The sequence below is a fragment of the Thiothrix fructosivorans genome (assembly GCF_017349355.1).
Lineage (GTDB): Bacteria > Pseudomonadota > Gammaproteobacteria > Thiotrichales > Thiotrichaceae > Thiothrix > Thiothrix fructosivorans.
This window is the reverse complement of record NZ_JAFMPM010000006.1, coordinates 135,189-158,778: the sequence shown is the minus strand read 5'-3', so window position 1 is coordinate 158,778 and position 23,590 is coordinate 135,189. Positions and strand designations below refer to the sequence as shown.

The following is a 23,590-nucleotide window of genomic DNA, read 5'->3' as shown; positions in this document are numbered from 1 at the left end:
GTATTCTGCCTACATCCTCTTGAGCGGTTTACTGAAACCTTTAGGAGGTTACACATGGCTACTAAGCTTTACGTTGGCAATTTGCCTTATTCTATTACCCAGCAAACTCTGCAAGATAAATTCAGCCAGTACGGTGACGTGACATCAGTCAGCGTTATCACTGACCGCGACACAGGGCAAAACAAAGGCTTTGCCTTCGTTGAAATGTCCAGTGGTAGCGACGCACAGAAAGCGATTGATGGCTTGAACGGTACTGACATCGACGGTCGTAGCGTTAAAGTTAACGAAGCTAAGCCACAAGCACCACGCGATAACCGTGGCGGTGGCTTCGGCGGCGGCGCTGGCGGTGGTTCACGCAGCGGTGGTGGCGGCGGCTTCGGCGGCGGTTCATCACGCAGTGGTGGCAGCAGCGGTGGTCGCTGGTAAGCAGCCCTCACCGGCTCAATACCGAATCCAAAAACCCAGCCTTGTGCTGGGTTTTTGCCGTTGTGACCATTCAATTTGAATAAAACTTTTAGGGTATAGAACAATGACGGTTTCTGTGGCAATTATTTCCGATACGCATGGGCATCTTGATCCACGCATTATCGACATCATTCGTGAGTGCGATTACGCCATTCATGCGGGTGATATTTGCGGGGAAAATGTACTCGCGGCGATGCAGCCTAAAAGCGCAATGGTGATTGCGGTGGCGGGTAATAATGAGCCGCGTTGCATGGTCGATTTCCCACTGCCCACCAGCAGTGAGCTGGAGTTGCCGGGCGGTAAAATTTGCATTGAGCACGGGCATGAGCATGGGCATCACACCCCTTGCCACGATTCATTACGTGCGCAACACCCCGATGCGCGGATGATCGTGTACGGGCATACACATAAGATGGTGCAGGATAAAAGTGCGCTGCCGTGGGTGGTGAACCCCGGTGCAGCAGGGCTGACCCGCAATCATGGCGGGCCATCCTGTTTGGTGCTGACCGCGAACGATCAGGTGTGGGATGTGCGGGAAATCCGCTTTGCGGATTAGTTGACGCCGAGCAGCTCAACATCAAACACCAGTGTGGCGTTCGGTGGAATTACGCCGCCCGCGCCCCGCGCCCCGTAGCCCATTTCAGCAGGAATGACTAAGGTGCGTTGCCCGCCGATTTTCATGCCAACCACGCCTTGATCCCAGCCTTTGATGACTTGGCCGCCGCCGAGTGGGAATTGGAAAGGCTGTCCGCGATCACGCGAACTATCAAACTTCGTTCCGTGCTTGTCGGCGGCTTTTTCATCATACAACCAGCCCGTGTAATGCACAGACACCATCTTGCCAGCGGTGGCTTCCGTACCGTCGCCTACTTTTACATCCGTTTTAACTAAATCGACCATTTTAATATCCGTTGCTTGTGGGGAAGAAGTGCCAGTGGTACTCGTCGTGGCAGTTTTGTCCGAACACGCTGCCATAAAAACGCTGCTGGAGAGTGCCACTGCCAGCGCCAATAATGTGGTTGTTTTCATGTTTATCAATTCCTTGGCAAGAAAAAAGGGGCATTATGCCCCTTTTCTCCTAAACGTGCGATAAACGGTTATTGAACGCTTATTTGTCAGCAATCTCACGCAATTTCTTGGACTGGATAATGTTGCCATTCAACGCCGCATCCAGCGCGGAACGCCCAAACGCTACGTCCATCAACTGGCTGTAGTACATGACCGGCATATCGAAATTGGTTTTGTAACGCGCATTGATGTCATCTTGGTAGATTTCCACGTTGGCTTGGCACAATGGGCAAGGGGTAACGATCATGTTCGCGCCGCTGTCGTAAGCGGATTCGATGATGTCTTTCACCAATGCCTGACCTTTTTCGGGTTCAGAGAACATTAGCGCACCGCTACAGCAAGCGACTTTTTTGTCGTACTTGGTGAGGGCTTCCGCGCCGAGGGTTTCGACCATCTTGTCCAGATACATCGGGTTCTCGAAGGATTCACCGGCAATCCCGAATGGGCGGTTGGTTTGGCAACCGACGTAACCAGCGATTTTCAGACCTTCCAGCGGCTTTTTAACCTTAGAACCCAGCACGTCGTAACCGATGTCTTCGATCAGGACTTCCACCATGTGGCGGACTTTTTTGTTGCCCTTGTATTCCAGCTTCACCGATTGCAGGGCAATATTGGTTTCGGCTTTCAGAGTAGGGTTGTGGTTCAAACGTTCTTGCACTTCGCGGGTGTTGAGCCAGCAAGCAGCGCAAGTGGCTACCACGTCCTGATCCGGGTGATGCTTTTCGGACAAGGCCAAGTTACGCGCGGAAAGCGTCATGCGCGGCAGTTCGCCACCGCCAGCATAACCGATGGATGCGCCGCAGCAGTTCCAATCCGGGATTGGATTCAGCTTGATGTCCAGCTCTTCGCACAGGGTTACGACCGACTTTTCCAAGTTGGAAGACGATGCTCCCTTCTGGGAAGAACAGCCGGGGTAGTAAGAATATTCATGCTTTGCCATTGTTACCTCATCCTCCTCATTTCGCGTCAGTGTTGGTGCCGACACGTGCTGCTTCCAGCTCTTCGGCTTTTTTCAGCATGGCGTGGAAGCCAGAAAGATCGCTAACGCCATGCCCACCGAGCATTTCCATCGGTGACATACGCTTGGCTTTCATCATGTTCAAACCCAGTTTTTGCTTGCTCATCGACACTTTTACGCCTTCCGCGAAACCGTCTTTGAAGTACAAGCCCAGACCCAGTTTCAGCTCGTTGACACGACCTTTTTTGATCAGGTTATCCCAGAACATTTGCCCGAATTTTTCCGTCGGCTGGTTCTTGGGTTTCATGCCCATGCGCTTACCGTAGTGCGCCAAGCCGTGCATGATGTGCGTAATCGGCAGACCACGCGGGCAACGCGCCACGCAGTTGTAGCACGACGTACACATCCACATCGAGGTGGACGACAGCACTTCGTCACGCTTGTTGGCGCGGATCATCATGAACAGCTCTTGCGGCGGGTGATCCCAGTGCGGCCCCAGCGGGCACGAACCGGAACAGACGCCACATTGCATACACATTTTGACCCAGTTGCCTTCCTCGACGTTATCCGTCACTTCTTTGAGGAAGTTGCCTTTGTATTTTTCAACCATCGCTTGATTGACAGCAGTAGTCATTCCAGCATCCTCCTTAGAACTTGAACGGGCTGAGGCCGACACGGTTAATCACTTCAACCATCTCATCCAGCAGTTTGGGTGCGCGGTCGATGTCGGTAATGGCGACTTCATGCACCGCGACGCGATCGGATTCGAGGTTCATGGTAGACAGGGTGTCGCCAATTTTTGCCATCCTAACATGCGCCATTTCTGAGCCTTTGACAAAATGGCACTGATAATCTGCGCCTTTTTTGCAGCCCATCATGACCACGCCGTCGTAACCGCTACCCAAGGCATCCTTGATCCAGATGGTGTTGGTAGAGCCGAGGCAACGTACCGGAATCACGCGGATAAACGCGCTGGATTCGTTACGTTTCATCGCTGCCATGTCGAGTGCGGGGTACGCATCGTTTTCACACGCCAGTACCAGAATACGCGGCTTTTCCTGGAACTCATCCGGCACATCGACGGCTTTCAATTGCGCCCCGACGGTTTCGATGGAGTAGTTCTTGAAGGAAATAACCTGTACCGGGCAAGCACCCATGCACGTCCCGCAACGGCGGCAACGCGCTTCGTTGTATTTCGGGTAGCCTTTTTCGTCTTCGTCAATCGCGCCGAACGGGCATTCCACCGTGCAGCGTTTGCACTGGGTGCAGCCTTCTTTACGGAATGACGGGAAGCTCAAGTCACCGGAACGTGGGTGCGCAGCGCGACCAATCGCGGAGTTTTCAATCGCCTGAATCGCTTTCATCACCGCGCCCATTGCGTCAGTTTGCGCTTGCGCGGCATCCATTGGGCGGCGTACTGGGCCTGCGCTGTAGATACCCGTGCGGCGGGTTTCATACGGGAAGCAGATGAAATGCGAATCGGTGAAACCATTCACCAATTGCGGCATATCCGGGCCTTGGCGGTAGTTCAGGTTAAGGATGGATTGGACGGAGACTTTCACTTCGCCGCTTTCGTCCTTGTCCTTCATGGTGTCGATGTCAGTACCGGAGTTGGGTAACATGCCCGTCGCCAATACCACCAGATCAGCACCCATCTGCGCATCTTCGTCAAGGATCAAGTCTTTGAAATTGACTTGCAGCTCATTGCCTTTAACGTCAACCGTGGAAACTTTGCCCTTACGGAAAGTCACAAACTTGTCTTGCGCACTGCGGTAGAAGTTTTCGCCGCCCGCACCCGGTGTACGGATGTCGTCAAACAATACGGTGGTTTCAATGTCAGGGTTGCTGTCTTTGAAATACATCGCTTGTTTGATGCTGGTAGCGCAGCAATGACCCGAACAGTAGGACAAATGCCCTTCCTTGGTACTGCGTTGACCCGCGCATTGCACGAATACCACGTTTTCGACCACTTTGCCGTCAGCACGTTTGATCGGGCCATCGCCTGCGGCGCGAGCCAGTGCTTCCAGTTCCAGTTGAGTCACCACGTTCGGCGATTTGCCGTAGCTGAATTCCGGCAGGTTATTCGCATCATAAGGGGTGAAGCCAGTGGCTTGCACAATTGCGCCAAACTCAGCGTGCGTGCCTGCGCCTACGGTAGAGGCAATATCCACCTCGAAACGACCCGGTGCACCCGCTGTTTTGGCAATGGTAGAATTCAGGTAAACGGTGATTTTGTCATCCGCTTCCACCGCTGCGATCAGGGCAGCAACGCCGGTATCTTGCGGGTTTTGGAACGGGGAATGTTCCGGCTGGCGTTGTTTGAGTTGCCCCATCACGCCGCCCAAACGGTCGGACTTTTCGATAATGCTGGCGTAGTAACCGGCTTTGGAGGCTTCGAGTGCCGCTGTCATGCCAGTAATGCCGCCGCCGACCACCATAATGTGGTTGTTTTTGCCTTGCTCACCACTGGCATCGGCTTGTTGCATCGCTTTGACTTCGGCGCAACCCATGCGGATGTAGTCGGCTGCCATTTCCTGCGTGGTTTCGTCGTGTTCGCTGCCTTCGGGACGAATCCAGATGACACCTTCACGCAAGTTGACGCGAGCGGTTGGCACAGCACCGAAGTTGAAACTTTCGGTTTTGGCACGGCGCGAACACGCCATAATGACCGCTTTGGTTACTTTGTCGTCGCCTTCCGCTGCCATGTCGGCTTTGATCATGTCCACGCCTGCCTGACTGCACAGGAAGTCGTGGGTCTTGCAGAAGCCAATCCGACCTTCGCGCACGGCTACTGATTCGAGGGATTTAGTGTCAAGACGGTCGCCAATACCGCAACCCGTACACAGATAACCACCAATTTTCATCTTATGCTCCTGCTACCTGATTGACGACTTGCACCGCACGCAAGGCCGCAGCCGTGGCGTGTTGAACTGCGCGGTTTACGTCCAGCGCGTCGGAGGCAACCCCAGCCGCAAAAATGCCGCCGTTGCTGTCGTCATGTTCGATGAAGCCTTCATCGTTGACCAGAATCTTGATCGGGAAACCTTTGAAATCCACACTCGGTTCCATACCCGTTGCCAATACCACCAGATCGTGTTGGTTGGCGTAACGGTGGTAGCCTTCGGTATTCACGCCGTGCAGGACAGGGTTGCCGGTTGTTTTGTCTTCGTCGATTTTCGCCACTTTGGACTTAATGAAGCTGACGTTCGGGTTGGCTTGCACGTTTTGGTAGAAATCGTCAAACCGGTCAATCGCCCGCATGTCGATGTAGTAAATCGTGGATTTGCCGTCGTCACCAAACTTTTCTTGCACGTAGTTGGTTTGCTTGAGGGAAGCCATGCAGCAAATGCGTGAGCAATGCGCCAGATGGTTTTTATCCCGCGAACCCGCGCACTGAATGAAGGCGATGTTTTTCGCTTCTTTGCCATCAGATGGGCGCAGCAATTTGCCGTTGGTGGGGCCGTGTGGATCCATCAAGCGTTCAAATTCGACGTTGGTAATGACGTTAGCAAAACGGTCGTAGCCGTAAGCCTGAATCTTGTTCGCGTCGTAAGGTTTCCAGCCCGTCGCAAAGATTACCGCGCCTGCTTTCAGGTCGAGGGTTTCCGTTTGCTGGTCGAGGTCGATTGCGCCGTATTTGCAGGCTGCTTTCGCCGCGTCCGCTTCGGCTGTGCCGATAATGCGCGAGTCGATCACGTAGTGCTGCGGGAACGCCATCGCGTTCGGCAGGTACACGCTTTTGCGCTTGCCGAGGTTGTAGTTGAATTCGTCGTCAAACTCAGTGGTTGCGGCTTTGGCGCAGTCGCCGCACGCAGTACAGTTGTTATTGACGTAACGCGGGGTCAGGGTCACGGAAACCGTGTAATCGCCTTTGTCACCGCTGATATTGGAGACTTCCGCTTGCGTGAGCACCGTGAGGTTATGGTTCATCTTAATGCGGCGCTGATTGATTTCTTGACCGCAGGTCGGGTGACACATTTTAGGGAAGTATTTGTAAAGCTGGGAAACACGTCCGCCCAAGTAAGGGCGCTGTTCCAGCAGGATAACCTGTTTACCCGTTTCGGCAGCTTCGAGTGCAGCGGTCATGCCGCTGATACCGCCGCCGACGACGATAATGGTCTGATTGGTTGCAACGACAGCCGTCATTGAGGCTCCTCCGTCAAAGACAGTATTTTGGAATCCTGTAAGCAGCACCTGCGATTGGCCCACAGTGTACGTATAGGGTAGGGCGTGCTCTTTAGTGGCAGGCAGCATACTATATTTTATGCGCCGGATTCTAGCGTGTACCCTGATAGGGATAGGTGCTTTTATTGATTTGCAAATCAAATAAATTTATGAATTTGTGCAAGTATGATAAATATCAACCCTTGGTTATATTCTGATGTGCTGATATTGAATGCCTAATCATTCCCGTGCTACAGGCTGCGAATGCCGTTGGCAACGATGCCTATGCCACCGACTAGAACGAATGTGCCTACCCATGCAATAAAGCCTTTAATCACGGGTTCGATCGTGTGGCGCAGGGGTTTTTTTGCGCGACGCGGCGCTTGCTTGCGTGCCATGAGGTGTTGCCTTGTTGTTATTGTTGGGGGGCGATTATAGCTGTGAGTTCATGAAGGTAGCCCTAACAATGGGCTCAGGCAGTCGGGTATGTTTCGCCATGCTATACTGAACCGCATAAAAGCAGCAGGACGTAGCCATGATTATTTTCCCCTACGGCAACAGTGATTTTCACGATATTCGCACGAGTGGTGCGTTATACCTTGATCGCACCCAATACCTTCCAGCGCTGGAACAGGCGGGCAAGCAACTGGTGTTTCTGCGTCCGCGCCGTTTTGGTAAATCGCTGTTGCTATCCACGTTGGCGAATTACTACGACATAAACCGTGCGGCTGACTTTGATAAATTGTTCGGCAATTTGCATGTCGGGCAGCATCCGACACCGGAACATAATACTTACATGGTGTTGCGTTGGGATTTTTCGCAAGTATCCGCGCAAGGCGATACTGCCGCGATTACCCAGCATTTGTTTGACCACATCAACCAAGCGATTCGCGGCTTTCAAATGCGCTACCAAGCGCAGTTACAAGCTGAGATTGAGATTTTTCCTACCAATGCGATTGCTTCGTTTGAATCGCTGGTTAATACGGTTCGCCACAGTGGCTACCCGTTATATTTGTTGATCGACGAATACGACAATTTCGCCAACGAAGTGCTGATGCAAATCCAGCCCAACGCTGAGCGTTATCAGGATTTGGTGCAAAGTGAAGGCATTCTCAAAACGCTGTTCAAAGCCGTCAAAGCCAATGCCTCAGAAGGCAAAGTGGGGCGTGTCTTCATTACGGGCGTGTCGCCGTTGGTGATGAGCGATATGACGAGCGGCTATAACGTTGCCACCAATATTTACCTTGATAAAGAGTTCAATGGTTTATGCGGGGTAACAACCGCAGAATTGTTAGCACTGGTCACGACCATTAGCACGCACTGCCAGCAACCCAGTGATAGCATTGCCACTACGTTGGAAACGTTACGGGTGTTTTACAACGGCTACCGTTTTTGCAGCGACATGGCGGAATCACAAGTTTATAACCCAACCTTGTGCTTTTACTACTTGCGCCACTTCCAAAAACACTGCGTTGCACCCGACCAAATTCTCGATGGTAATCTGGCAATGGATGCGAACAAAATCCGCTACATTGCTAATTTGCCGTTGGGTCAAGAGGTGATTGCTAACATCCTCGACGAGCAACGCGCCGTTGCCATTCCGTATTTGGAAAGCCAATTTGGGATGGAAAAACTCCACGATTTGCAAACTGACCCCAATTACATGGTGTCTTTGCTGTATTTCTTTGGGGTGTTGACCGTGAGTGGGCGTGACGTGGTGGGCGGGTTGGAATTGAGTATTCCTAATTTGGTGATTCGCGCTTTGTATGTGGATGAGTTGAAACGCAATACGCTACCCGCTGCACAAGACCGCCGTACTTTGCAGGCATTGGCAAAAACGTTCTACCAAACTGCCGATTTGCAGCCCTTGGTGGCGTTTATGGAAGACAAATACTTCGCGGTTTTTAATAACCGTGATTACCGTTGGAGCAATGAGTTAACGGTTAAAACGGCGTTTTTGACAGTGCTGTTTGAAGATACCTATTACATCGTGGATTCGGAAACGGCGTTGCAACGGCGCTATAGCGATTTAACTTTGATTGTGCGCCCGAACATGCGTCAGTACGCGCTGTTGGACATGGTGATGGAATTTAAATACTTGGCGCTGGCTGATCTGAATCTGACGGGTGAGCAGGTGCGGGCGCAAAGTCGCGATGAATCCCGTGCTATTCCGGCGGTGCAAGCGGCTTTGCGGGAAGCTAGTGAGCAATTGCAGCATTATCAGCAGGTGTTGATCGACAAATACCACGAACCGCAGCGCTTGCGGTGTTTGGCGGTGGTGGCGTTGGGGTTTGATAGGCTGGTGTGGGAGATGCTGCCAGCGGTTTAGGGATATTGGCGGTCGTGGAGTTCAACACCATCATAAAAACATGAAATCTCTAGCGTTTGCCCAACCGATTCCAGCGTGAGTACATCCGTCAACTGGCGGTATTCGTGCAAATGCCATTCATACGTGCCGATGCGCTGGTAGTGTTCGACCAAAACCATTTCTGAGTCGATCAGCACATAATCTTGCAAGCTGGGGATGGAGCGGTAGTGCATGAATTTGTCGCCACGGTCATAGCTGCGGGTGCTGGGGGATAGCACTTCGACGATCAGTACGGGGTTCAGTAGGGTACGGTTGTTGTCGGTCAATTCGGGGGCGTGGCAATAGACCGAGGTATCGGGGTAGGTGTTCAGCCCTGAGGGGGTGGCTACGCGCATATCGCTGTTCATCGGTTGGCAGGGTTTGCCGCTCAAGCGTACCGCGAGTTCCGTGGTGACGTTCAAGCCAATGCGGGCGTGTTGGTATGTACCGCCTGCCATTGCAAACATTTGCCCGCTGTAGAACTCGTGTTTTTCCGTTGCGGCTTCGTCTAGCCGTAAATAGTCATCGCGGCTGATCTGGGTTTTGATGGCTTGCATGGTTGCCTCCACTGGGAAGGTTTGACTATACAGGCAATCGGCGGCGTTGCGCCATTTTCTGCGGTGTTGTCTGGTGGGGGAGCAAGTGTGGGTGCAAAGTCGGGAGAAATCTTAGGTCGCGGATTTTTTGTGCATTAATTGCTATTTGTGTGATAGTGATCACTTTTTAGCTATACAGCTTTTGTTAAGATTGGCGGCATTGGGGACACTTATTATGAGTGAGAGCTTGGGAAATACTGGGCTATATAAAACTCTGAATTTTTCCCAATTGATTGTTAGAATTTTCGATTGAATTTTTCAAACCAAGGGTTAAATAAAAAATGAATGATAACGCATTCTATCAATGTAAATTTTTTATTGAACAATGCATTTCCCAAAACCCTGAAAATCAGGAAATGGTTAAGGCTTATGTTTCATTAATTGAGCAGAAAACAAAATTTGATATTGCATTTTTTTCACAAAGTGCTGAAGTGCAAAAAAATTGGAATGACAATCAAGCCAAAGTTAATACAAATTGGCAAACTACACAGACAGATATTGCCAAGAAACAACTTGAAGTAAATCAAAGAAATTTTTAATGCTTCAGTTTGAAATTAATTTATGCATGAGGGCTATATTATGGATATAAATGTTTATCCTATAAGAGAAATCAGTGATGATAAAATCAAACAAATGATAAGAGGTAATAAATCATTTGTACTTGATAATATTGATAGAACATCTTTTTCTGATGCTACAAGTACAGTTGAAAAACTAATAGAATCAGAAGGGTTAAAATGCCGTGTTTATACAAAAGGACGAGCAGCAGCAATGGGAGCAGCAGCAATACCAATATCTCCGACAGTAATTGGAGGATGGGCAGCAGGTCTGTTTATAGCCGCTCATAACATAGCAACATGGGATCCAGATTACGAAGTGGCAAAAAATATAGCTACAGGATCGCTCACTATAACGTATAAAAAATAATTGATTTATTGTTTGCTATCATCGCACTCGATGACCAATGCGATGATAGCAAACGTTATTCGTCTGATCTACTCCCAGCCTTGCTCGTCAGGCTTAACGTTAACGATACTTAAGTCAGGAATGTTTAAAATGGATAAAATTACTTTCACGTTTATAGCCTTGTTATGCTCATCCAGCATCGCCTTAGCAAATTCTGCCTGCGATGCGCCGCAAAACGATTTCGACGGTTTATATTGCCTGAACAAGGTTTATCAAGAAGCCGATAAAGAACTCAATGAGAATTATAAAAAGCTCAAAGGCAAATTGGATAGTGACGGTAAAGACCTTCTGAAATCCGGTCAATTGGCGTGGATTGAAGACAGAAATTCCAGTTGCTCAAAACATGAAGGCGATGAGTTTTTCGTTAATCTGGATTGTGCAACGAATACCACCATCGAACGTTCGCAGTTTTTGCAAGACCGTATTCGGGAGTGCGCGAGTGCTGGCTGCCAAAATAGCAAGCTCTGAATTGCTTTGAAGTTTCTGGCTATTTTCAGTATCATTGTGGCTATATTTTCTCCGCAATGAGGTGTTTCCATGTCAGAAGCAGCGATTTCCACGCTCAAAAATCACTTGCCCGAATGGGTGCATTTAGCTGAAACGGGGCAAGATATTCACATTACCCGCCACGGTAAACCCGTTGCGGTGATGATTTCCCTAGCCAAGTATCAACACGCCTTCACGGGCGGGGCAACTATTGTCAGTGCCTTCCGTCGTTGGCGCGAACAATATCCTGATGCGCAAGGTTTTACGGATGCTGAGCAGGCACAAATGCACCAACGCACCCGCGAACCCTACCCTGAAACGACTTCGGTTTGGGATTGAGGTTGGTGATGCGCTACTTATTGGATACCAACGTCATTTCCGAACAAACTAAGCCACTACCGAATGCTGGAGTCATCCGCCGTTGGGAGTTGGATAGCATTTTTGCGTGTACTTCCGCCACCGTCTGGCATGAACTCTGGCACGGGGTACATTTGCTGGATGAAGGCAAACGCAAACAAGGTTTGGTAGGGGCATTAGAGATTGTAAAAGCGAGTGGTTTACATATCCTCCCATTTTGTGAGCAAGCGGCTGAATGGTTGGCGTTGGAACGTGTTCGACTCAAACGTTTAGGGTTAACACCACCGAAGTACGACAGCGAAATTGCTGCCGTGGCAGTGGTGAATAACCTGATTTTGGTGACACGCAACGTGGATGATTTTGTGATGTTCAGTGGCTTGCGGGTTGAGAACTGGTTTGAGACTGTCAGGTAAAACTGGCGCGGGGCAGGCAATGGATGCGTCTGCCCCTCGCTAACGATTTAACCCAACACCAGCTTCACGCGACTCGCCGCTTCCACCGCCCGCGCCCGCGCTTCATCCGTATCCTTACCCCGCGCTAACGCCACACCCATACGGCGACGTTCAAACGCCACTGGCTTGCCAAACAAGCGCACGTCGCTTTCCGGCACTTGCAGCGCATGTTCCACGCCTTCAAACGCGATACCTTCTGCTTCCATCCCGCCGTAAATCACCGCACTTGCGCCCGTAGAATGCAGTGCCGTATTCACTGGCAAGCCCAAAATCGCCCGAGCATGTAGCTCGAATTCGTTCTGGAATTGCGTCGCCATCGTCACCATGCCGGTGTCATGCGGGCGCGGGCTGACTTCGGAGAACCACACGTCATCATCTTTGACGAATAATTCCACCCCAAACAAACCGCGTCCGCCCAGATTGCCGGTGACTTTCGCTGCAATGTCTTGCGCTTTGGCGAGGGCGGTATCGGTCATTGGCTGTGCCTGCCAGCTTTCGACGTAATCGCCTTTCACCTGACGATGCCCAATCGGCGTACAGAAATGCGTTTCGACTTCACCGTTTGCGCCATTCGCCCGCACGGTCAGCAAGGTGATTTCGTAATCGAAATGAATGCACTGTTCCACAATCACGCGCCCGTGGTTTACCCGTCCGGCGGACAGTGCGTATTCCCACGCCGCTGCCACCTCATCCGCACTGTTCAGCATCGACTGCCCTTTGCCCGACGACGACATCACCGGCTTGACGAAGCAGGGGTAGCCCACGTCATCCGCCGCCGCCTGCATCTCGGCAAGGCTGGAGGCGAAGTGGTAACGCGAGGTCGGCACACCCAATTCTTCCGCCGCCAAGCGCCGAATGCCTTCGCGGTTCATGGTCAATTGCGTGGCACGCGCCGTGGGGATGACGGTCGCCAGCCCATCCGCTTCAATTGCTGCCAGCTCATCGGTCGCAATCGCTTCGATTTCCGGCACGATAAAATGCGGCTGTTCCGCTTCCACCAAGGCACGTAACGCGGCAGGGTCTGCCATATTGATAACGTGGGAACGGTTGGCGACGTGGTGCCCCGGCGCATTGGCGTAGCGATCGACCGCGATGACCTCCACGCCGAAGCGTTGCAGGGCAATGATGACTTCTTTGCCGAGTTCGCCGCTGCCCAGCAGCATGACACGGGTGGCGGAGGGGGAAAGCGGTGTTCCAATACGCATCGGGGTCTCCATTCTGGCAATAGTGGGGGTAAATGCGGGAAGAATAGCACAAGGCTGTTTAGCGCGTTAAAATCCAGCCATTCGATTATTCAACGGGACACAACATGACGTACACAGTAACGCTGCAACCTTCCGGGCATACTTTTTTAGCCGAAGCCAACGAGTCGATTTTGGAAGCGGGGTTACGTCAAGGTGTCGCCTTGCCGTATGGCTGTCGGGGTGGGGTTTGCGGGTCATGTGCCGCGACCGTGTTGAGTGGGCAAGTGCATTACCCGTTTGGTGAGCCGCAAGGTTTAGCGCCGTATGAGGAAGAGCGCGGCAAAGCCTTTTTGTGCATGGCAGCCGCCGCGAGCGATGTGGTGATGGATGCGCCGCGTGTCGGTGCAGAACCGGACATCGAGATTAAAGCCTTGCCCGTGCGCGTCGAAAAGCTGCGCAAGTTGGCAGATGATGTGATGGAGATGACGCTGAAATTGCCCGCTTCCGAACGTTTACGCTTTTTTGCGGGGCAATACATCGACATTTTGCTGAAAGATGGCAAGCGACGCGGCTTTTCGTTGGCGAATGCGCCGTTTAACGATCAATTGCTGGAATTGCACATTCGGCATGTTCCGGGTGGGCAATTTACTAGCTACGTTTTCAATGAGATGAAAGAAAAAGCCTTGCTACGTATTGAAGGGCCGTTGGGGAGTTTTTACTTGCGTGATTCTGAGCGTCCGGTGATTTTAATGGGCGGCGGCACTGGTTTTGCACCGCTCAAAGGTATGTTGGAACAGATGATGGCGCAAGGCATCGACAAGCCCGTGCATTTGTATTGGGGCGTGCGAGCCAAGGCGGATTTGTACATGGATAGCGTGGTGCGCAGTTGGGTATCACGTCACCCGCAATTGACTTATGTGCCGGTGTTGTCTGAGCCGTTGGCGGCGGATGCGTGGACAGGGCGCACGGGGTGGGTACATGCTGCCGTTGCTGCCGATTTCCCTGATTTGGCAGGGTATGACGTGTATTTGAGCGGCCCGCCGCCAATGGTAAATGCCGCGAAAACGGCGTTTTTGGCGCAAGGTTTGCCGGAAGAGCAGTTGTATTACGATTCGTTTGAATACAGCCCCGATACGCTGAAAGCGATACAGGAAAAACAGGCATGAGTGATCACGACTTCAACCTCCACCCGCAACTGGCGCAAGACACCCACTTCGTGGTCGACTTACCGCTTTGCCGTGTGTTGCTGATGAATGAAGCCCGTTATCCGTGGTTAATTCTCGTGCCACGTCGGGAAAATCTGCGTGAAATTCACGAATTGCTACCCGCCGACCGCCAGCAATTGTGGGAAGAATCCGATCACGTTAGCCGCGTGTTAACCGCGCTATTCCAGCCAGATAAGTTGAACATTGCCGCATTGGGAAACATCGTGCCGCAATTACACATCCATCACATTGCCCGCTTCCAAACCGATGCCTCATGGCCTGCGCCCGTATGGGGCAAATTCGCGCCAGAGCCTTACACTGCCGATGCCGCCACCTCACGCTGCCAAGCCCTCCGCACGCAACTACAATTATTGTAAGGGCAGGATTGTAGATTGTAAGGGCGGTTCGCGAACCGCCCCTACGCGATTGATGGATTCTTACGCCTTTTTCTTCATCTCAATCATCTCATGAATGATTGGGTTCAGAATCAATTCCATTGCCAGTACCATTTTGCCACCCGGCACAACAATGCTGTTGCGGCGTGACATAAACGAGTCATGGATCATGGAAAGCAGAAACGGGAAATCCACATTGAACAATTTCGGATCAGCAAAACGGATAATCACGAAACTTTCGTCCGGTGATGGAATATCACGCGCAATGAACGGGTTAGAGGTATCCACCGTCGGCACACGCTGGAAGTTAATGTGCGTGCGCGAGAATTGCGGGGTGATGTGGGTAATGTAATCCGGCATCCGGCGCATGATGGTGTCGACGGTGGCTTCCGGTGAATAGCCGCGCTCTTTATGGTCACGCGAGATTTTCTGAATCCACTCCAGATTCACACTCGGCACAACACCAATGCCCAGATCGACGTATTTGGCAACGTCATAACCGCCGTATTTTTTGTCGCCGGTTGTGTCTTGTACCAAGCCGTGCAGACCTTCGTAAAACAAAATGTCGGTATTGGCTTCAGTCTCTTCCCACGGGGTGAAGTCGCCAGAACCTGCCGTGCAAGTCACGCCCTTATTCGCCAAACGCTGCACGTGATGCACCGCTTCCGCATCGTTGTGCAAGTAATAACGCTTTTTGCCGCTGCCGGTTTCGCCGTAGCTTTTGAACAGCGCTTCTAACGCATGGAAATCATTGGCTTCAGGGCCAAAGTGGCTGAAGTTGGGTTCTACGGCTGAGCGTTGTTTGAATTCCGTGCGGGTAACGCCGTGAAAGCTATCGCCTTCAACCACGGTTGCCGTGATCTTTTCGCGGAAGAAAATGTGCTCAAACGCACGTTTGACAAACGTTGTACCTGCACCGGATGAGCCGGTGACGGCGATAACTGGGTGTTTTTGGGACATTAGGTTTTCTCCTCTCAAGAAATGTGAATGCGCAATCCACCAACATTCTAACTAAACGGGTAGCTTGCCTGTATATGCCTTTCGATAGGGATGTGCCCAGCAGCTTGTCATCAAGTCTTAATATTAGCTTAATCAGATGGTTAAGTAGGTTATCCCCAGAACCTGTGGATAAGTCTGTGGACAACACCAAAAAAAGGCTGAGTAAGCCTTGTTTTTTAACGGTTCTTATCAAAATGATCAAAAAAACAACAACTATTATTGTTTATATAATCAATTGGTTACGTGTTTCTGAGTGATGTGCTCAGCTATTATAGGCTTTATTGGCTGTTTTCAGCGAGTTAGCGCATTGTTGTGCATAACTCGACGAAAGGCTTACAAAAACCCTTGACACAACATGTAGTGTTACAAGGATTTCATACACACTAGCAGCATAATTGTTGAGGATCAGCTATTATATCCGCCTTTCCAATTACTCAGCCCCCAATGTTATGAAGCAAGCTCAACCCCGCGTCGGTTTCGTTAGTCTCGGTTGCCCCAAAGCCTTGGTGGATTCCGAGCGTATTCTTACCCAACTGCGTGCCGAAGGTTACGAAATCAGTGGCAGTTACGACAACGCCGATCTGGTGGTCGTGAATACCTGTGGTTTCATTGATTCCGCCGTGGAAGAGTCACTGGAAGCGATTGGTGAAGCCCTGCATGAAAACGGTAAAGTGATCGTCACCGGCTGTTTGGGTGCGAACGCCAACACCGTGTTGGATGCTTACCCGAATGTCTTAGCCGTCACCGGCCCGCACGCGTATGAAGCGGTGATGCAATCGGTACACGCGCATTTGCCGCCGCTGCATGACCCGTACATGCATCTGATTCCACCGCAAGGCGTACGCCTGACCCCGCGCCATTATGCCTACCTGAAAATTTCCGAAGGCTGTAACCACCGGTGCTCATTCTGCATTATTCCCTCATTACGTGGTGATTTGGTGTCGCGCCCGATTGGCGATGTCTTGCAAGAAGCCGAAAATCTGGTGAATGCGGGTGTGAAAGAATTGCTGGTAATTTCACAAGACACCAGTGCTTACGGGATTGATGTGAAATACCGTACCGGTTTCTGGCAAGGTCGCCCGATCAAAACGCATTCGCAGCAATTGGCAGAAGCCTTGGGCGAGATGGGCGTATGGGTGCGCTTGCATTATGTTTACCCGTATCCGCACGTTGATCACCTGATTCCCTTGATGGCGGAAGGCAAAATCCTGCCGTACTTGGATATTCCCTTCCAACACGCTAGCCCTTCCGTATTGAGAAACATGCGCCGCCCTGCCCATGCTGAAAAAGTGTTGGATCGCTTGCAAAGCTGGCGGCAAACCTGTCCAGACATCGCCGTGCGGAGTACCTTCATTGTCGGCTTCCCCGGTGAAACCGAAGACGACTTTGAAACGCTGCTGGATTTCTTGGAAGAAGCGCAACTTGACCGCGTAGGCGCATTTACTTATTCACCAGTGGACGGTGCGCCCGCCAATGCCCTCGACGGTGCTGTGCCGGAAGAAGTCAAAGAAGAACGCCTAGAGCGCTTCATGGAATTACAAGCCGAAATCAGTGCCGCCAAGCTCAGCCGCTTGATTGGCAAGACCATGACCGTGCTGGTGGATGAAGCGGGTGATGGGCTAAGTATTGCGCGTACTCACCGCGATGCACCAGAGATTGACGGGCAAGTCATCATTGAAGGCGTAGAGCTGCCGGTAGGTGAATTTGCGCAAGTGCAGATTACTCACGCTGATGAGCATGACCTGTGGGGAAAAATTTAATCATTATCAATAAGATATTTTAGTTTGCTCAAATTGTTGGATTTATCTATTCTGAAATTGAACTCTTGGGGTTGAGAGTTGACTAAAAATAGAACGATTCAGGGATAGTGAGCGTTAAATAGTTTGATTTGTTTAGGAAGTGATCATTGTCACGGTGTCATCATCTGGCGTATGATACATTTAAATTAATTCAACTAATGACTGTTTAACAAAGCGCCTCTACAAGGGCTAACTAAGATGATTAAGAAATTCAATAGGTTATGCGGTAATGTCGTGACAAACTTACACGATGCACTGCCTGTTCTGCTTATAGCTATATTTTATCAGATGACCATCCTAGAATTGCCGGTGCAAGACATCGTGGAGATGGTTGGCTGGGTCGTATTCGTGTCATTTGGTATGATTATGATCCTATAAAAATAAAAAGCCCCACGCTAGTGGGGCTTTTATCACGTCCAATAAGCAATCGCTTATTGCGCACTGGCTACATTATTCTGCGCCCCGTAATACACCCATTCCACCAAATCATCGTGTGCTTCTTTCGCTGTGGCACGGATGCTCGCGTCATTATGCAGCAAGGAAATGACATAGGTTTGCCCATTCGCAGCAGTTAAGTAACCGGCTAGCGCACGGACATCACGCAATGTGCCAGTTTTAAATTTGCCGCGCCCTGCTAGGTTTTTCATGCGGTTTTTGACCGTGCCATCCACACCCAATACTGCCATTGAGTTCATCAGCTCATCGCGGTACGGGCTGTTATACGCATCGACTAGCATTTCACCCATTTCGCGGCTGGAAATGCGTTCGACGCGGCTCAAACCCGATCCGTTTTCGATTTTCAAGCTGGAGAAGCGTAAACCACGGCTTTCCATGAATTGCCCAACTGCGCCTGCACCTTTTTGGGTCGTACCCGGTGCGCCGAATTGTTTTGCACCCATCGACAGCAATAATTGCCGCGCTTTGACGTTATTACTCTCTTTGTTGATTTCGACAATGACATCCCGCAGCGGGGCAGAATGGTGGGTATCAACCAGTTGTGCGCCAGCAGGGACAGCATTGACTTGCAAGCCACCGTTGAGGCGACCGCCCATTTCCCCGACCCAGATCTTCCAGAAATCGCCAAACAGGTTGGCATTTAAGTCGCCGCCGTTACGCGGGGCAATCGGGCACATGCGTTGGATTTGCCCGGCTTTGTTGCGCATTTCATAGCAACTGCCACGCTCGTTATACAGCAAGGCTTCGGGTTGCGCGTTGTATTCTGCGCCCGCATTGCCGTCGATAGCGGCTTGTGGGGGGACGTTGAAATAGCTTTTATCGACCACGAAATTGCCCGCGATATTGCGAATGCCGCGCCCGCGCAGCGCTTGTAGCAATTGGCGGAAATCGGCTTCGCGGAAATCAGGATTGCCGTAGCCTTTGATAATGACATCGCCTTGCAGGGTGTCACCCACCACGTTGCCAGCGGTGTAAATTTCGGTCGGCCAACGGTACGTCGGTCCTAGTACGCCTAAGGCTGAATAGCTAGTCACCAGTTTCATGGTGGAAGCCGGGTTGCGCGGGGTATCAGAATACGCGGTCAACAGTGGTTGTGCGCCGTTGACTGGGCGGATATAAGCGCCAAGGTTTTGTTCTGACAGACCGCGTAAGCGTAAGTTGCTGGCAATATTATCGGGCAAACGGTTGAGCTTGCCTTCGCCACGATACACTTTGTCGCCACCGCCTGAACCCAGTTGCGTGGGTTGGATTTGCGCCCCAACAGCATTTCCAGCAAAGGCGACCTGCCGTTGTGCTGGGTGTGCGTCTTGGCGGTAGGTTTGCGCTTGGTTACTGCGTGCGGTGGGTTTTGCGTCACCAAATAATTCGGTTTGCGTATGCGTATTGCCCGCATTAGCAACCGTAGCCCCCGGTTGGACATTTTGGGAACTGCACGCTGTCACCGAAATAGACAGCATTAAAAGTGTACCAAGATGCAAGATCCGCATGGATTCCCCGTTTTTCATGTTTCCGTACCTAATGATTCTAGCGCCCCGTTTGCAAACAGGTTAGATAAAAAATGCGTATTGTAAGCCCAGTTATCGGATAAGTCTGTCATGACCTGCATAAATAGAGACTTAATTCGCGTAATAAGTTCAATCTTGGGCGTGAATGACCTTGACAGAATGCCATTCTACGGGTGTTTACAATGGCTTATGACGTGCTATCCTTACTTAAGACTCAAGTTTAGTCGGAGGAAATCTATAAAATGAAAACTGTAAAATCAACTTTCTTATCAGGTTTGACGCGCCGTATTGGGGTCGGCATGACCGCTTTAGCGCTTGCGGTGACGTTTAGTTTGCCCACAGCCGCGCTGGCAAAGCAAAAGAAAACGTCGCCGAAAGTGAGCAAAGTCAGCGTTGAAAAGAAGGTTAGTAAGAAGCTCAGCAAAAAGTCCAGCAAGCCTAAAACGGTTGCAAAGCACACCCAATCTGCCACGAAATCTACCGCGAAAGTCTCCTCAAAAGCGAAAGCGAAAATCACGAAAAAAACCGTGACCAGCAAGCACCGCAAGGCGATCCGCACCGTTGCCCATAAACAAACTACCTCGCATAAGCACACCTCACACAAGAAAATCGCAAAAAAACAGGCTTACTATGTGATGCCGGATTCGTTAAGGGGAGAAGTCGCTAAGCCACAACAACAGCCCGCTTATTTAAACCCACCCACGGATACCCCGCGTGAAGGTGCCGAATCAAGCAAAGCCCACCAAGTCGGTACAGCGTCTTACTACAGCGACAAATTTGACGGGCGTAAAACTGCCAGCGGCGAACGTTTCGACCAAGGAGATCTGACCTGTGCACACGGCAGTTTGCCGTTTGGTTGCCGCATTCGTGTCACGAATTTGCGCAATAACAAAGCCGTTGAAGTCAAAGTCAACGACCGAGGTGGTTTCAGCAAGCATGGTCGAATGATTGACCTCTCCAAAGCCGCTGCTAAGGAAATTGGCATGGTGGGCATGGGAACAGCCAAAGTAAAAGTTGAGGTATTAGAATAAAGTCTTACTTAAAGCTACCCGTGCATTCGCGTGCGGTCGCTTTTGGCTTAGCAACGCTGTTCGCGCTACTCACGTTACTGACCGTGTATTACGCAGTGCGCCAAAGTGCCGAACAGCGTTTGCAGCAAGAAACCGTCGCCCTTTCCCAGCAATTGGTCGGGCAATTGACGGCAGAACTCGAAAAGCACCGTTATTTGCCGGAACTCTTGGCGCAAAACCCCGCAGCACGTGCGTTACTGGAATCCCCCAGCCCTGCGCCTGCCGCCGTCATGGCGTTTAATCAAACCCTCGAAACAGCCAATCGCATTGCCAGCACTGCCGATATTTACCTGATGCGAGCGGATGGCTTGACCCTTGCCGCGAGTAATTGGAATACTCGCGCCTCGTTTATTGGGGGCAATTTCGCTTTTCGCCAATATTTCCAGCAAGCCATGCGGGGGCAAGTGGGGCGCTACTACGCGCTGGGCACAACCTCCAAAAAGCGCGGCTACTATTTCGCTCATGCGGTGAATGATAGCGCGGGTAAGCCTATTGGTGTGATGGTGGTAAAGGTCGATATTAATACCCAAGAAGCGCAGTGGAAGCAGGAAAATGCCGATTTTATGGTGACAGATCGTGCAGGCGTGGTGTTTATGTCGAGTAATAGTGACTGGCGTTTACGTGCTTTGCAGCCATTATCTGCTGCCACGCAGGATGCGTTATACCAAAACCAACGTTACGATAAATTGCCGATTGAGCCGCTGGCAGGTCATTGGCGGATTAATCCCACGCTTGAGTTGCAACGCTTGAATACGGGGCAACAGCACTATTTGGTACACAAGCGGGCGATGGATTTCATCGACTGGGATGTGTATATCCTCACCGATTGGGGCAGTGTGACGCGTACTGTGTTGATTACTGTATCCGTGACCGCGTTCATGTTGCTGCTCTCTTTGTTGTTGCTGTATGTGCTGTGGAAAAACCAGCGGCAACGCCGCGACTACGAGCAAAAAGCCCGTGAAGAGTTGGAGGCGAAAGTCGCCGAACGCACCCGCGAATTGCAGCGCACCCAAGAAGAGTTGGTGCAAGCGGCAAAGATGGCGGCGTTAGGGCAACTGTCGGCGGGCATCAACCACGAACTGAATAATCCGCTCGCCGCGATTCGGGCTTATGCCGACAATGCCACGCAATTCCTCGATATTGGTAAGCTGGAGATTGCTCGCAATAATCTGCTAGAAATTGTGGCACTGACCGAACGCATGGCGACCATTACCCGCCAGCTCAAAACCTTTTCGCGCAAAAGTGCAGGGCAAATTGAAACCTGCGATTTGCATTGGGCATTGGATTCTGCGTTGAACATTGTGCAGCCCAAACTCGCCCAAATCCGCATTGTGCTGGAACAGCAACGTGCTGAGCACACCCGTTATGTGCAAGCCGATTTGGTGTGGTTAGAACAAATTCTGGTGAATCTGTTGAGCAACGCTGCCGATGCGGTGCAGGAACAAGCGGAACAACGGGTGTGGATTACCCTGCAAGCCACCGCAGGGCAAGTGAACGTCAGTGTACGTGACAATGGCGCAGGCATTAGCTCAGATGCCATGCCGCATGTCTTTGAGGCGTTTTTTACCACCAAAACCATCGGTAAAGGGTTAGGATTGGGGCTGTCGATTTCCTACCGCCTTGCTCGCGACATGAACGGTCAGTTAAGTGTGGCGAATGCTGCGCGAGGTGGGGCGATTTTCACCCTAACCCTGCAACAAGCCACTGACGGAGTGCCGTGATGACTACCCCGAATATCCTGCTGGTCGATGATGAAAAAGCGGTGCGTGATGCCACAGCGCAATCGCTGCTGCTGGCGGGTTACGCGGTCGAAACCTTTGGCAGTGCGCTGGATGCGTTGCCGAAAATCACTGCTGAATTTGCTGGCGTGGTGATTTCCGACATCCGTATGCCAGCAATGGATGGTTTGGAATTCCTCCAACGCATTCTGAGCATTGATCGCGATTTACCCGTGATTCTGATCAGCGGACACGCCGATGTTGCCACCGCTGTTTCCGCCATTCGCAAAGGTGGATATGACTTGCTGGAAAAGCCGTTTTCCAACACCCAATTGGTCGAGGTGGTGAAACGTGCTAGCGACAAACGCCGTTTAACGTTGGAAAACCGAGCGCTTAAAGAAGCCTTAGCGAACCAAACTCGCCCCGGCCCCAGAATTATTGGGCAAACCCCCGGTATTATGAATTTGCGCAAAATGATTACCCGCATTGCTACGGTCAACGCCGATGTGTTGGTGTGGGGCGAAACGGGGACGGGCAAAGAGCTGGTGGCGCGTTCCATCCACGAACAAAGCCAGCGGCGTAACCACAATTACGTGGCAATCAATTGCGCGGCGATTCCCGCCAGCTTGCTGGATAGCGAGTTGTTTGGGCATGAAGCGGGCGCATTTACGGGCGCAAAAGGCAAGCGCATTGGTAAGTTTGAACATGCCAATGGCGGCACGCTGTTTCTGGATGAAATCGAGGGAATGCCACTGACCACGCAAGCTCCCTTATTGCGGGTATTGCAGGAACGCAAGATCGAACGACTGGGTTCTAATAAACTGATTCCGCTCGACATCCGCGTGATTGCAGCGACCAAGGTGGATTTGAAAGATGCTGCCGAACGTGCTGAATTCCGCAAGGATTTGTATTACCGCCTCAATGTGGTGACATTGGAAATTCCACCTTTGCGGGCGCGGCGTGAAGACATTCCGCTGCTGTTTCAGCATTTTGTGCTGATTGCGGCGGCTCGTTGCGAAACCGAAGTGCCGCCGCTGAATAGCCAAGCCCTGCACGTTTTGATGGGGCATGACTGGCCGGGCAATATTCGCGAATTGCGCAATATTGCCGAACGTTATGTGCTGTTGGGTGAAGCGTACAATTTTGATCTGGCTACCCTGATGAATGCGGGGGATCGGCTGGAAGGGCTATCCCTGACCGAGCAAGTCGCGTGTTTCGAGAAAACGTTGCTGGTGCAGGCGTTGAACCACCACCAAGGCAATACGCGGGCGGTGATGGAAGCCTTAGATTTGCCGCGCAAAACCTTAACCGACAAGCTGAAAAAGTACGGCTTGGAGCGTGAACAGTTTCGAGAATAGGGCAGGCTCACAGAAACGGCTATACTCCGTGTTTTACCAGCC

General features: G+C 51.3%; 24 protein-coding genes. 14 read left to right on the top strand and 10 right to left on the bottom strand.

Annotation, left to right across the window (positions count from 1 at the left end; all coding sequences use genetic code 11):
• Positions 1-54: 54 nt before the first annotated feature.
• Both rbp and J1836_RS03945 read left to right on the top strand, forming a co-directional pair.
• Positions 55-426 carry an RNA-binding regulator gene (gene rbp, locus J1836_RS03950; RefSeq protein ID WP_207249790.1) on the top strand — a complete coding sequence of 124 codons (372 nt, stop codon included), beginning with the start codon at positions 55-57 and terminating at the stop codon, positions 424-426.
• A 103-nt stretch (positions 427-529) separates the two neighbouring features.
• Positions 530-1,021 (top strand): metallophosphoesterase family protein, encoded by a 492-nt coding sequence (locus tag J1836_RS03945; protein WP_207249789.1) that lies wholly within the window; start codon positions 530-532, stop codon positions 1,019-1,021.
• Here J1836_RS03945 and J1836_RS03940 read toward each other — a convergent pair.
• The 6 genes from J1836_RS03940 to J1836_RS03915 form a co-directional block, all read right to left on the bottom strand.
• Complete coding sequence (locus J1836_RS03940; protein ID WP_242632720.1) at positions 1,018-1,494, bottom strand: FKBP-type peptidyl-prolyl cis-trans isomerase; 477 nt, start codon at positions 1,492-1,494, stop codon at positions 1,018-1,020. The genes J1836_RS03945 and J1836_RS03940 overlap by 4 nt on opposite strands.
• Positions 1,495-1,573: 79 nt before the next feature.
• Positions 1,574-2,473 carry a CoB--CoM heterodisulfide reductase iron-sulfur subunit B family protein gene (locus J1836_RS03935; protein ID WP_207249788.1) on the bottom strand — a complete coding sequence of 300 codons (900 nt, stop codon included), beginning with the start codon at positions 2,471-2,473 and terminating at the stop codon, positions 1,574-1,576.
• 16 nt (positions 2,474-2,489) lie between these two features.
• Positions 2,490-3,125, bottom strand: a complete 636-nt coding sequence (locus tag J1836_RS03930; RefSeq protein WP_207249787.1) for a 4Fe-4S dicluster domain-containing protein — start codon at positions 3,123-3,125, stop codon at positions 2,490-2,492.
• Positions 3,126-3,138: 13 nt separating this feature from the next.
• Positions 3,139-5,355, bottom strand: a complete 2,217-nt coding sequence (locus tag J1836_RS03925) for a hydrogenase iron-sulfur subunit (RefSeq protein ID WP_207249786.1) — start codon at positions 5,353-5,355, stop codon at positions 3,139-3,141.
• 1 nt (position 5,356) lies between these two features.
• Positions 5,357-6,637, bottom strand: coding sequence for a CoB--CoM heterodisulfide reductase iron-sulfur subunit A family protein (locus tag J1836_RS03920; protein WP_207249785.1), 1,281 nt, complete (start codon positions 6,635-6,637; stop codon positions 5,357-5,359).
• 269 nt (positions 6,638-6,906) lie between these two features.
• The gene (locus J1836_RS03915) at positions 6,907-7,053 is read right to left on the bottom strand and encodes a hypothetical protein (protein WP_207249784.1); all 147 of its coding nucleotides are present in this window, start codon (positions 7,051-7,053) and stop codon (positions 6,907-6,909) included.
• A gap of 137 nt (positions 7,054-7,190) precedes the next feature.
• Between J1836_RS03915 and J1836_RS03910 the strand changes: the two genes are divergently transcribed.
• Positions 7,191-8,984 (top strand): AAA family ATPase, encoded by a 1,794-nt coding sequence (locus J1836_RS03910; protein WP_207249783.1) that lies wholly within the window; start codon positions 7,191-7,193, stop codon positions 8,982-8,984.
• Here J1836_RS03910 and J1836_RS03905 read toward each other — a convergent pair.
• The gene (locus tag J1836_RS03905) at positions 8,981-9,559 is read right to left on the bottom strand and encodes a Uma2 family endonuclease (RefSeq protein ID WP_207249782.1); all 579 of its coding nucleotides are present in this window, start codon (positions 9,557-9,559) and stop codon (positions 8,981-8,983) included. The two genes, J1836_RS03910 and J1836_RS03905, sit on opposite strands and share 4 nt — an antisense overlap.
• 320 nt (positions 9,560-9,879) lie before the next feature.
• Between J1836_RS03905 and J1836_RS03900 the strand changes: the two genes are divergently transcribed.
• The 5 genes from J1836_RS03900 (at position 9,880) to J1836_RS03880 (ending at position 11,820) form a co-directional block, all read left to right on the top strand.
• A complete protein-coding gene (locus J1836_RS03900) occupies positions 9,880-10,137 on the top strand; it encodes a hypothetical protein (protein WP_207249781.1) in 258 nt (85 codons plus the stop codon).
• A gap of 40 nt (positions 10,138-10,177) precedes the next feature.
• Complete coding sequence (locus J1836_RS03895) at positions 10,178-10,525, top strand: hypothetical protein (protein ID WP_207249780.1); 348 nt, start codon at positions 10,178-10,180, stop codon at positions 10,523-10,525.
• A 129-nt stretch (positions 10,526-10,654) separates the two neighbouring features.
• On the top strand, positions 10,655-11,032 hold the full coding sequence (locus tag J1836_RS03890; RefSeq protein WP_207249779.1) for a lysozyme inhibitor LprI family protein: 378 nt from the start codon (positions 10,655-10,657) through the stop codon (positions 11,030-11,032).
• Between the two features lie 69 nt (positions 11,033-11,101).
• Positions 11,102-11,389: a type II toxin-antitoxin system Phd/YefM family antitoxin gene (locus J1836_RS03885; protein ID WP_207249778.1), complete on the top strand. Its 288-nt coding sequence runs from the start codon at positions 11,102-11,104 to the stop codon at positions 11,387-11,389.
• Positions 11,390-11,397: 8 nt separating this feature from the next.
• Positions 11,398-11,820, top strand: coding sequence for a type II toxin-antitoxin system VapC family toxin (locus tag J1836_RS03880; RefSeq protein ID WP_242632821.1), 423 nt, complete (start codon positions 11,398-11,400; stop codon positions 11,818-11,820).
• Between the two features lie 47 nt (positions 11,821-11,867).
• On the opposite strand, the gene purT is transcribed toward J1836_RS03880, so the two are convergent.
• Positions 11,868-13,064 carry a formate-dependent phosphoribosylglycinamide formyltransferase gene (purT, locus tag J1836_RS03875; RefSeq protein ID WP_207249776.1) on the bottom strand — a complete coding sequence of 399 codons (1,197 nt, stop codon included), beginning with the start codon at positions 13,062-13,064 and terminating at the stop codon, positions 11,868-11,870.
• 104 nt (positions 13,065-13,168) lie between these two features.
• Here purT and J1836_RS03870 point away from each other — a divergent pair, with 104 nt between their 5' ends.
• Positions 13,169-14,209, top strand: a complete 1,041-nt coding sequence (locus J1836_RS03870) for a CDP-6-deoxy-delta-3,4-glucoseen reductase (protein WP_207249775.1) — start codon at positions 13,169-13,171, stop codon at positions 14,207-14,209.
• Entirely contained in the window at positions 14,206-14,625 is a 420-nt protein-coding gene (locus tag J1836_RS03865; protein ID WP_207249774.1) for an HIT domain-containing protein, read from the top strand. The genes J1836_RS03870 and J1836_RS03865 overlap by 4 nt, the downstream gene beginning before the upstream one ends.
• A 60-nt stretch (positions 14,626-14,685) precedes the next feature.
• On the opposite strand, the gene J1836_RS03860 is transcribed toward J1836_RS03865, so the two are convergent.
• Complete coding sequence (locus J1836_RS03860) at positions 14,686-15,603, bottom strand: phosphoribulokinase (protein ID WP_207249773.1); 918 nt, start codon at positions 15,601-15,603, stop codon at positions 14,686-14,688.
• 488 nt (positions 15,604-16,091) lie between these two features.
• On the opposite strand from J1836_RS03860, the gene rimO reads away from it, so the two are divergent.
• Positions 16,092-17,402 carry a 30S ribosomal protein S12 methylthiotransferase RimO gene (gene rimO / locus J1836_RS03855; protein ID WP_207249772.1) on the top strand — a complete coding sequence of 437 codons (1,311 nt, stop codon included), beginning with the start codon at positions 16,092-16,094 and terminating at the stop codon, positions 17,400-17,402.
• Between the two features lie 470 nt (positions 17,403-17,872).
• On the opposite strand, the gene J1836_RS03850 is transcribed toward rimO, so the two are convergent.
• Complete coding sequence (locus J1836_RS03850; protein WP_242632719.1) at positions 17,873-19,402, bottom strand: D-alanyl-D-alanine carboxypeptidase/D-alanyl-D-alanine-endopeptidase; 1,530 nt, start codon at positions 19,400-19,402, stop codon at positions 17,873-17,875.
• Between the two features lie 242 nt (positions 19,403-19,644).
• Here J1836_RS03850 and J1836_RS03845 point away from each other — a divergent pair, with 242 nt between their 5' ends.
• The 3 genes from J1836_RS03845 to J1836_RS03835 are packed head-to-tail and all read left to right on the top strand — an operon-like array spanning position 19,645 to position 23,548.
• The gene (locus tag J1836_RS03845; RefSeq protein WP_207249771.1) at positions 19,645-20,433 is read left to right on the top strand and encodes a septal ring lytic transglycosylase RlpA family protein; all 789 of its coding nucleotides are present in this window, start codon (positions 19,645-19,647) and stop codon (positions 20,431-20,433) included.
• Between the two features lie 20 nt (positions 20,434-20,453).
• Entirely contained in the window at positions 20,454-22,193 is a 1,740-nt protein-coding gene (locus tag J1836_RS03840; protein ID WP_207249770.1) for a sensor histidine kinase, read from the top strand.
• The gene (locus tag J1836_RS03835; RefSeq protein ID WP_207249769.1) at positions 22,193-23,548 is read left to right on the top strand and encodes a sigma-54-dependent transcriptional regulator; all 1,356 of its coding nucleotides are present in this window, start codon (positions 22,193-22,195) and stop codon (positions 23,546-23,548) included. Before J1836_RS03840 ends, J1836_RS03835 begins: the two co-directional genes overlap by 1 nt.
• Positions 23,549-23,590 lie beyond the last annotated feature (42 nt).

Bases quoted from the DNA above. Each gene is read 5' to 3' on its own strand.
- J1836_RS03885 (WP_207249778.1), top strand. From the start codon at position 11,102: ATGTCAGAAGCAGCGATTTCCACGCTCAAAAATCACTTGCCCGAATGG.
- J1836_RS03835 (WP_207249769.1), top strand. From the start codon at position 22,193: ATGACTACCCCGAATATCCTGCTGGTCGATGATGAAAAAGCGGTGCGT.
- J1836_RS03935 (WP_207249788.1), bottom strand. From the start codon at position 2,473: ATGGCAAAGCATGAATATTCTTACTACCCCGGCTGTTCTTCCCAGAAG.
- J1836_RS03850 (WP_242632719.1), bottom strand. From the start codon at position 19,402: ATGAAAAACGGGGAATCCATGCGGATCTTGCATCTTGGTACACTTTTA.
- purT (WP_207249776.1), bottom strand. From the start codon at position 13,064: ATGCGTATTGGAACACCGCTTTCCCCCTCCGCCACCCGTGTCATGCTG.
- J1836_RS03900 (WP_207249781.1), top strand. From the start codon at position 9,880: ATGAATGATAACGCATTCTATCAATGTAAATTTTTTATTGAACAATGC.
- J1836_RS03930 (WP_207249787.1), bottom strand. From the start codon at position 3,125: ATGACTACTGCTGTCAATCAAGCGATGGTTGAAAAATACAAAGGCAAC.
- J1836_RS03845 (WP_207249771.1), top strand. From the start codon at position 19,645: ATGAAAACTGTAAAATCAACTTTCTTATCAGGTTTGACGCGCCGTATT.
- J1836_RS03905 (WP_207249782.1), bottom strand. From the start codon at position 9,559: ATGCAAGCCATCAAAACCCAGATCAGCCGCGATGACTATTTACGGCTA.
- J1836_RS03910 (WP_207249783.1), top strand. From the start codon at position 7,191: ATGATTATTTTCCCCTACGGCAACAGTGATTTTCACGATATTCGCACG.
- J1836_RS03920 (WP_207249785.1), bottom strand. From the start codon at position 6,637: ATGACGGCTGTCGTTGCAACCAATCAGACCATTATCGTCGTCGGCGGC.
- rimO (WP_207249772.1), top strand. From the start codon at position 16,092: ATGAAGCAAGCTCAACCCCGCGTCGGTTTCGTTAGTCTCGGTTGCCCC.
- J1836_RS03915 (WP_207249784.1), bottom strand. From the start codon at position 7,053: ATGGCACGCAAGCAAGCGCCGCGTCGCGCAAAAAAACCCCTGCGCCAC.
- J1836_RS03865 (WP_207249774.1), top strand. From the start codon at position 14,206: ATGAGTGATCACGACTTCAACCTCCACCCGCAACTGGCGCAAGACACC.
- J1836_RS03860 (WP_207249773.1), bottom strand. From the start codon at position 15,603: ATGTCCCAAAAACACCCAGTTATCGCCGTCACCGGCTCATCCGGTGCA.
- J1836_RS03895 (WP_207249780.1), top strand. From the start codon at position 10,178: ATGGATATAAATGTTTATCCTATAAGAGAAATCAGTGATGATAAAATC.
- J1836_RS03880 (WP_242632821.1), top strand. From the start codon at position 11,398: ATGCGCTACTTATTGGATACCAACGTCATTTCCGAACAAACTAAGCCA.
- J1836_RS03890 (WP_207249779.1), top strand. From the start codon at position 10,655: ATGGATAAAATTACTTTCACGTTTATAGCCTTGTTATGCTCATCCAGC.
- J1836_RS03940 (WP_242632720.1), bottom strand. From the start codon at position 1,494: ATGAAAACAACCACATTATTGGCGCTGGCAGTGGCACTCTCCAGCAGC.
- J1836_RS03870 (WP_207249775.1), top strand. From the start codon at position 13,169: ATGACGTACACAGTAACGCTGCAACCTTCCGGGCATACTTTTTTAGCC.
- rbp (WP_207249790.1), top strand. From the start codon at position 55: ATGGCTACTAAGCTTTACGTTGGCAATTTGCCTTATTCTATTACCCAG.
- J1836_RS03945 (WP_207249789.1), top strand. From the start codon at position 530: ATGACGGTTTCTGTGGCAATTATTTCCGATACGCATGGGCATCTTGAT.
- J1836_RS03925 (WP_207249786.1), bottom strand. From the start codon at position 5,355: ATGAAAATTGGTGGTTATCTGTGTACGGGTTGCGGTATTGGCGACCGT.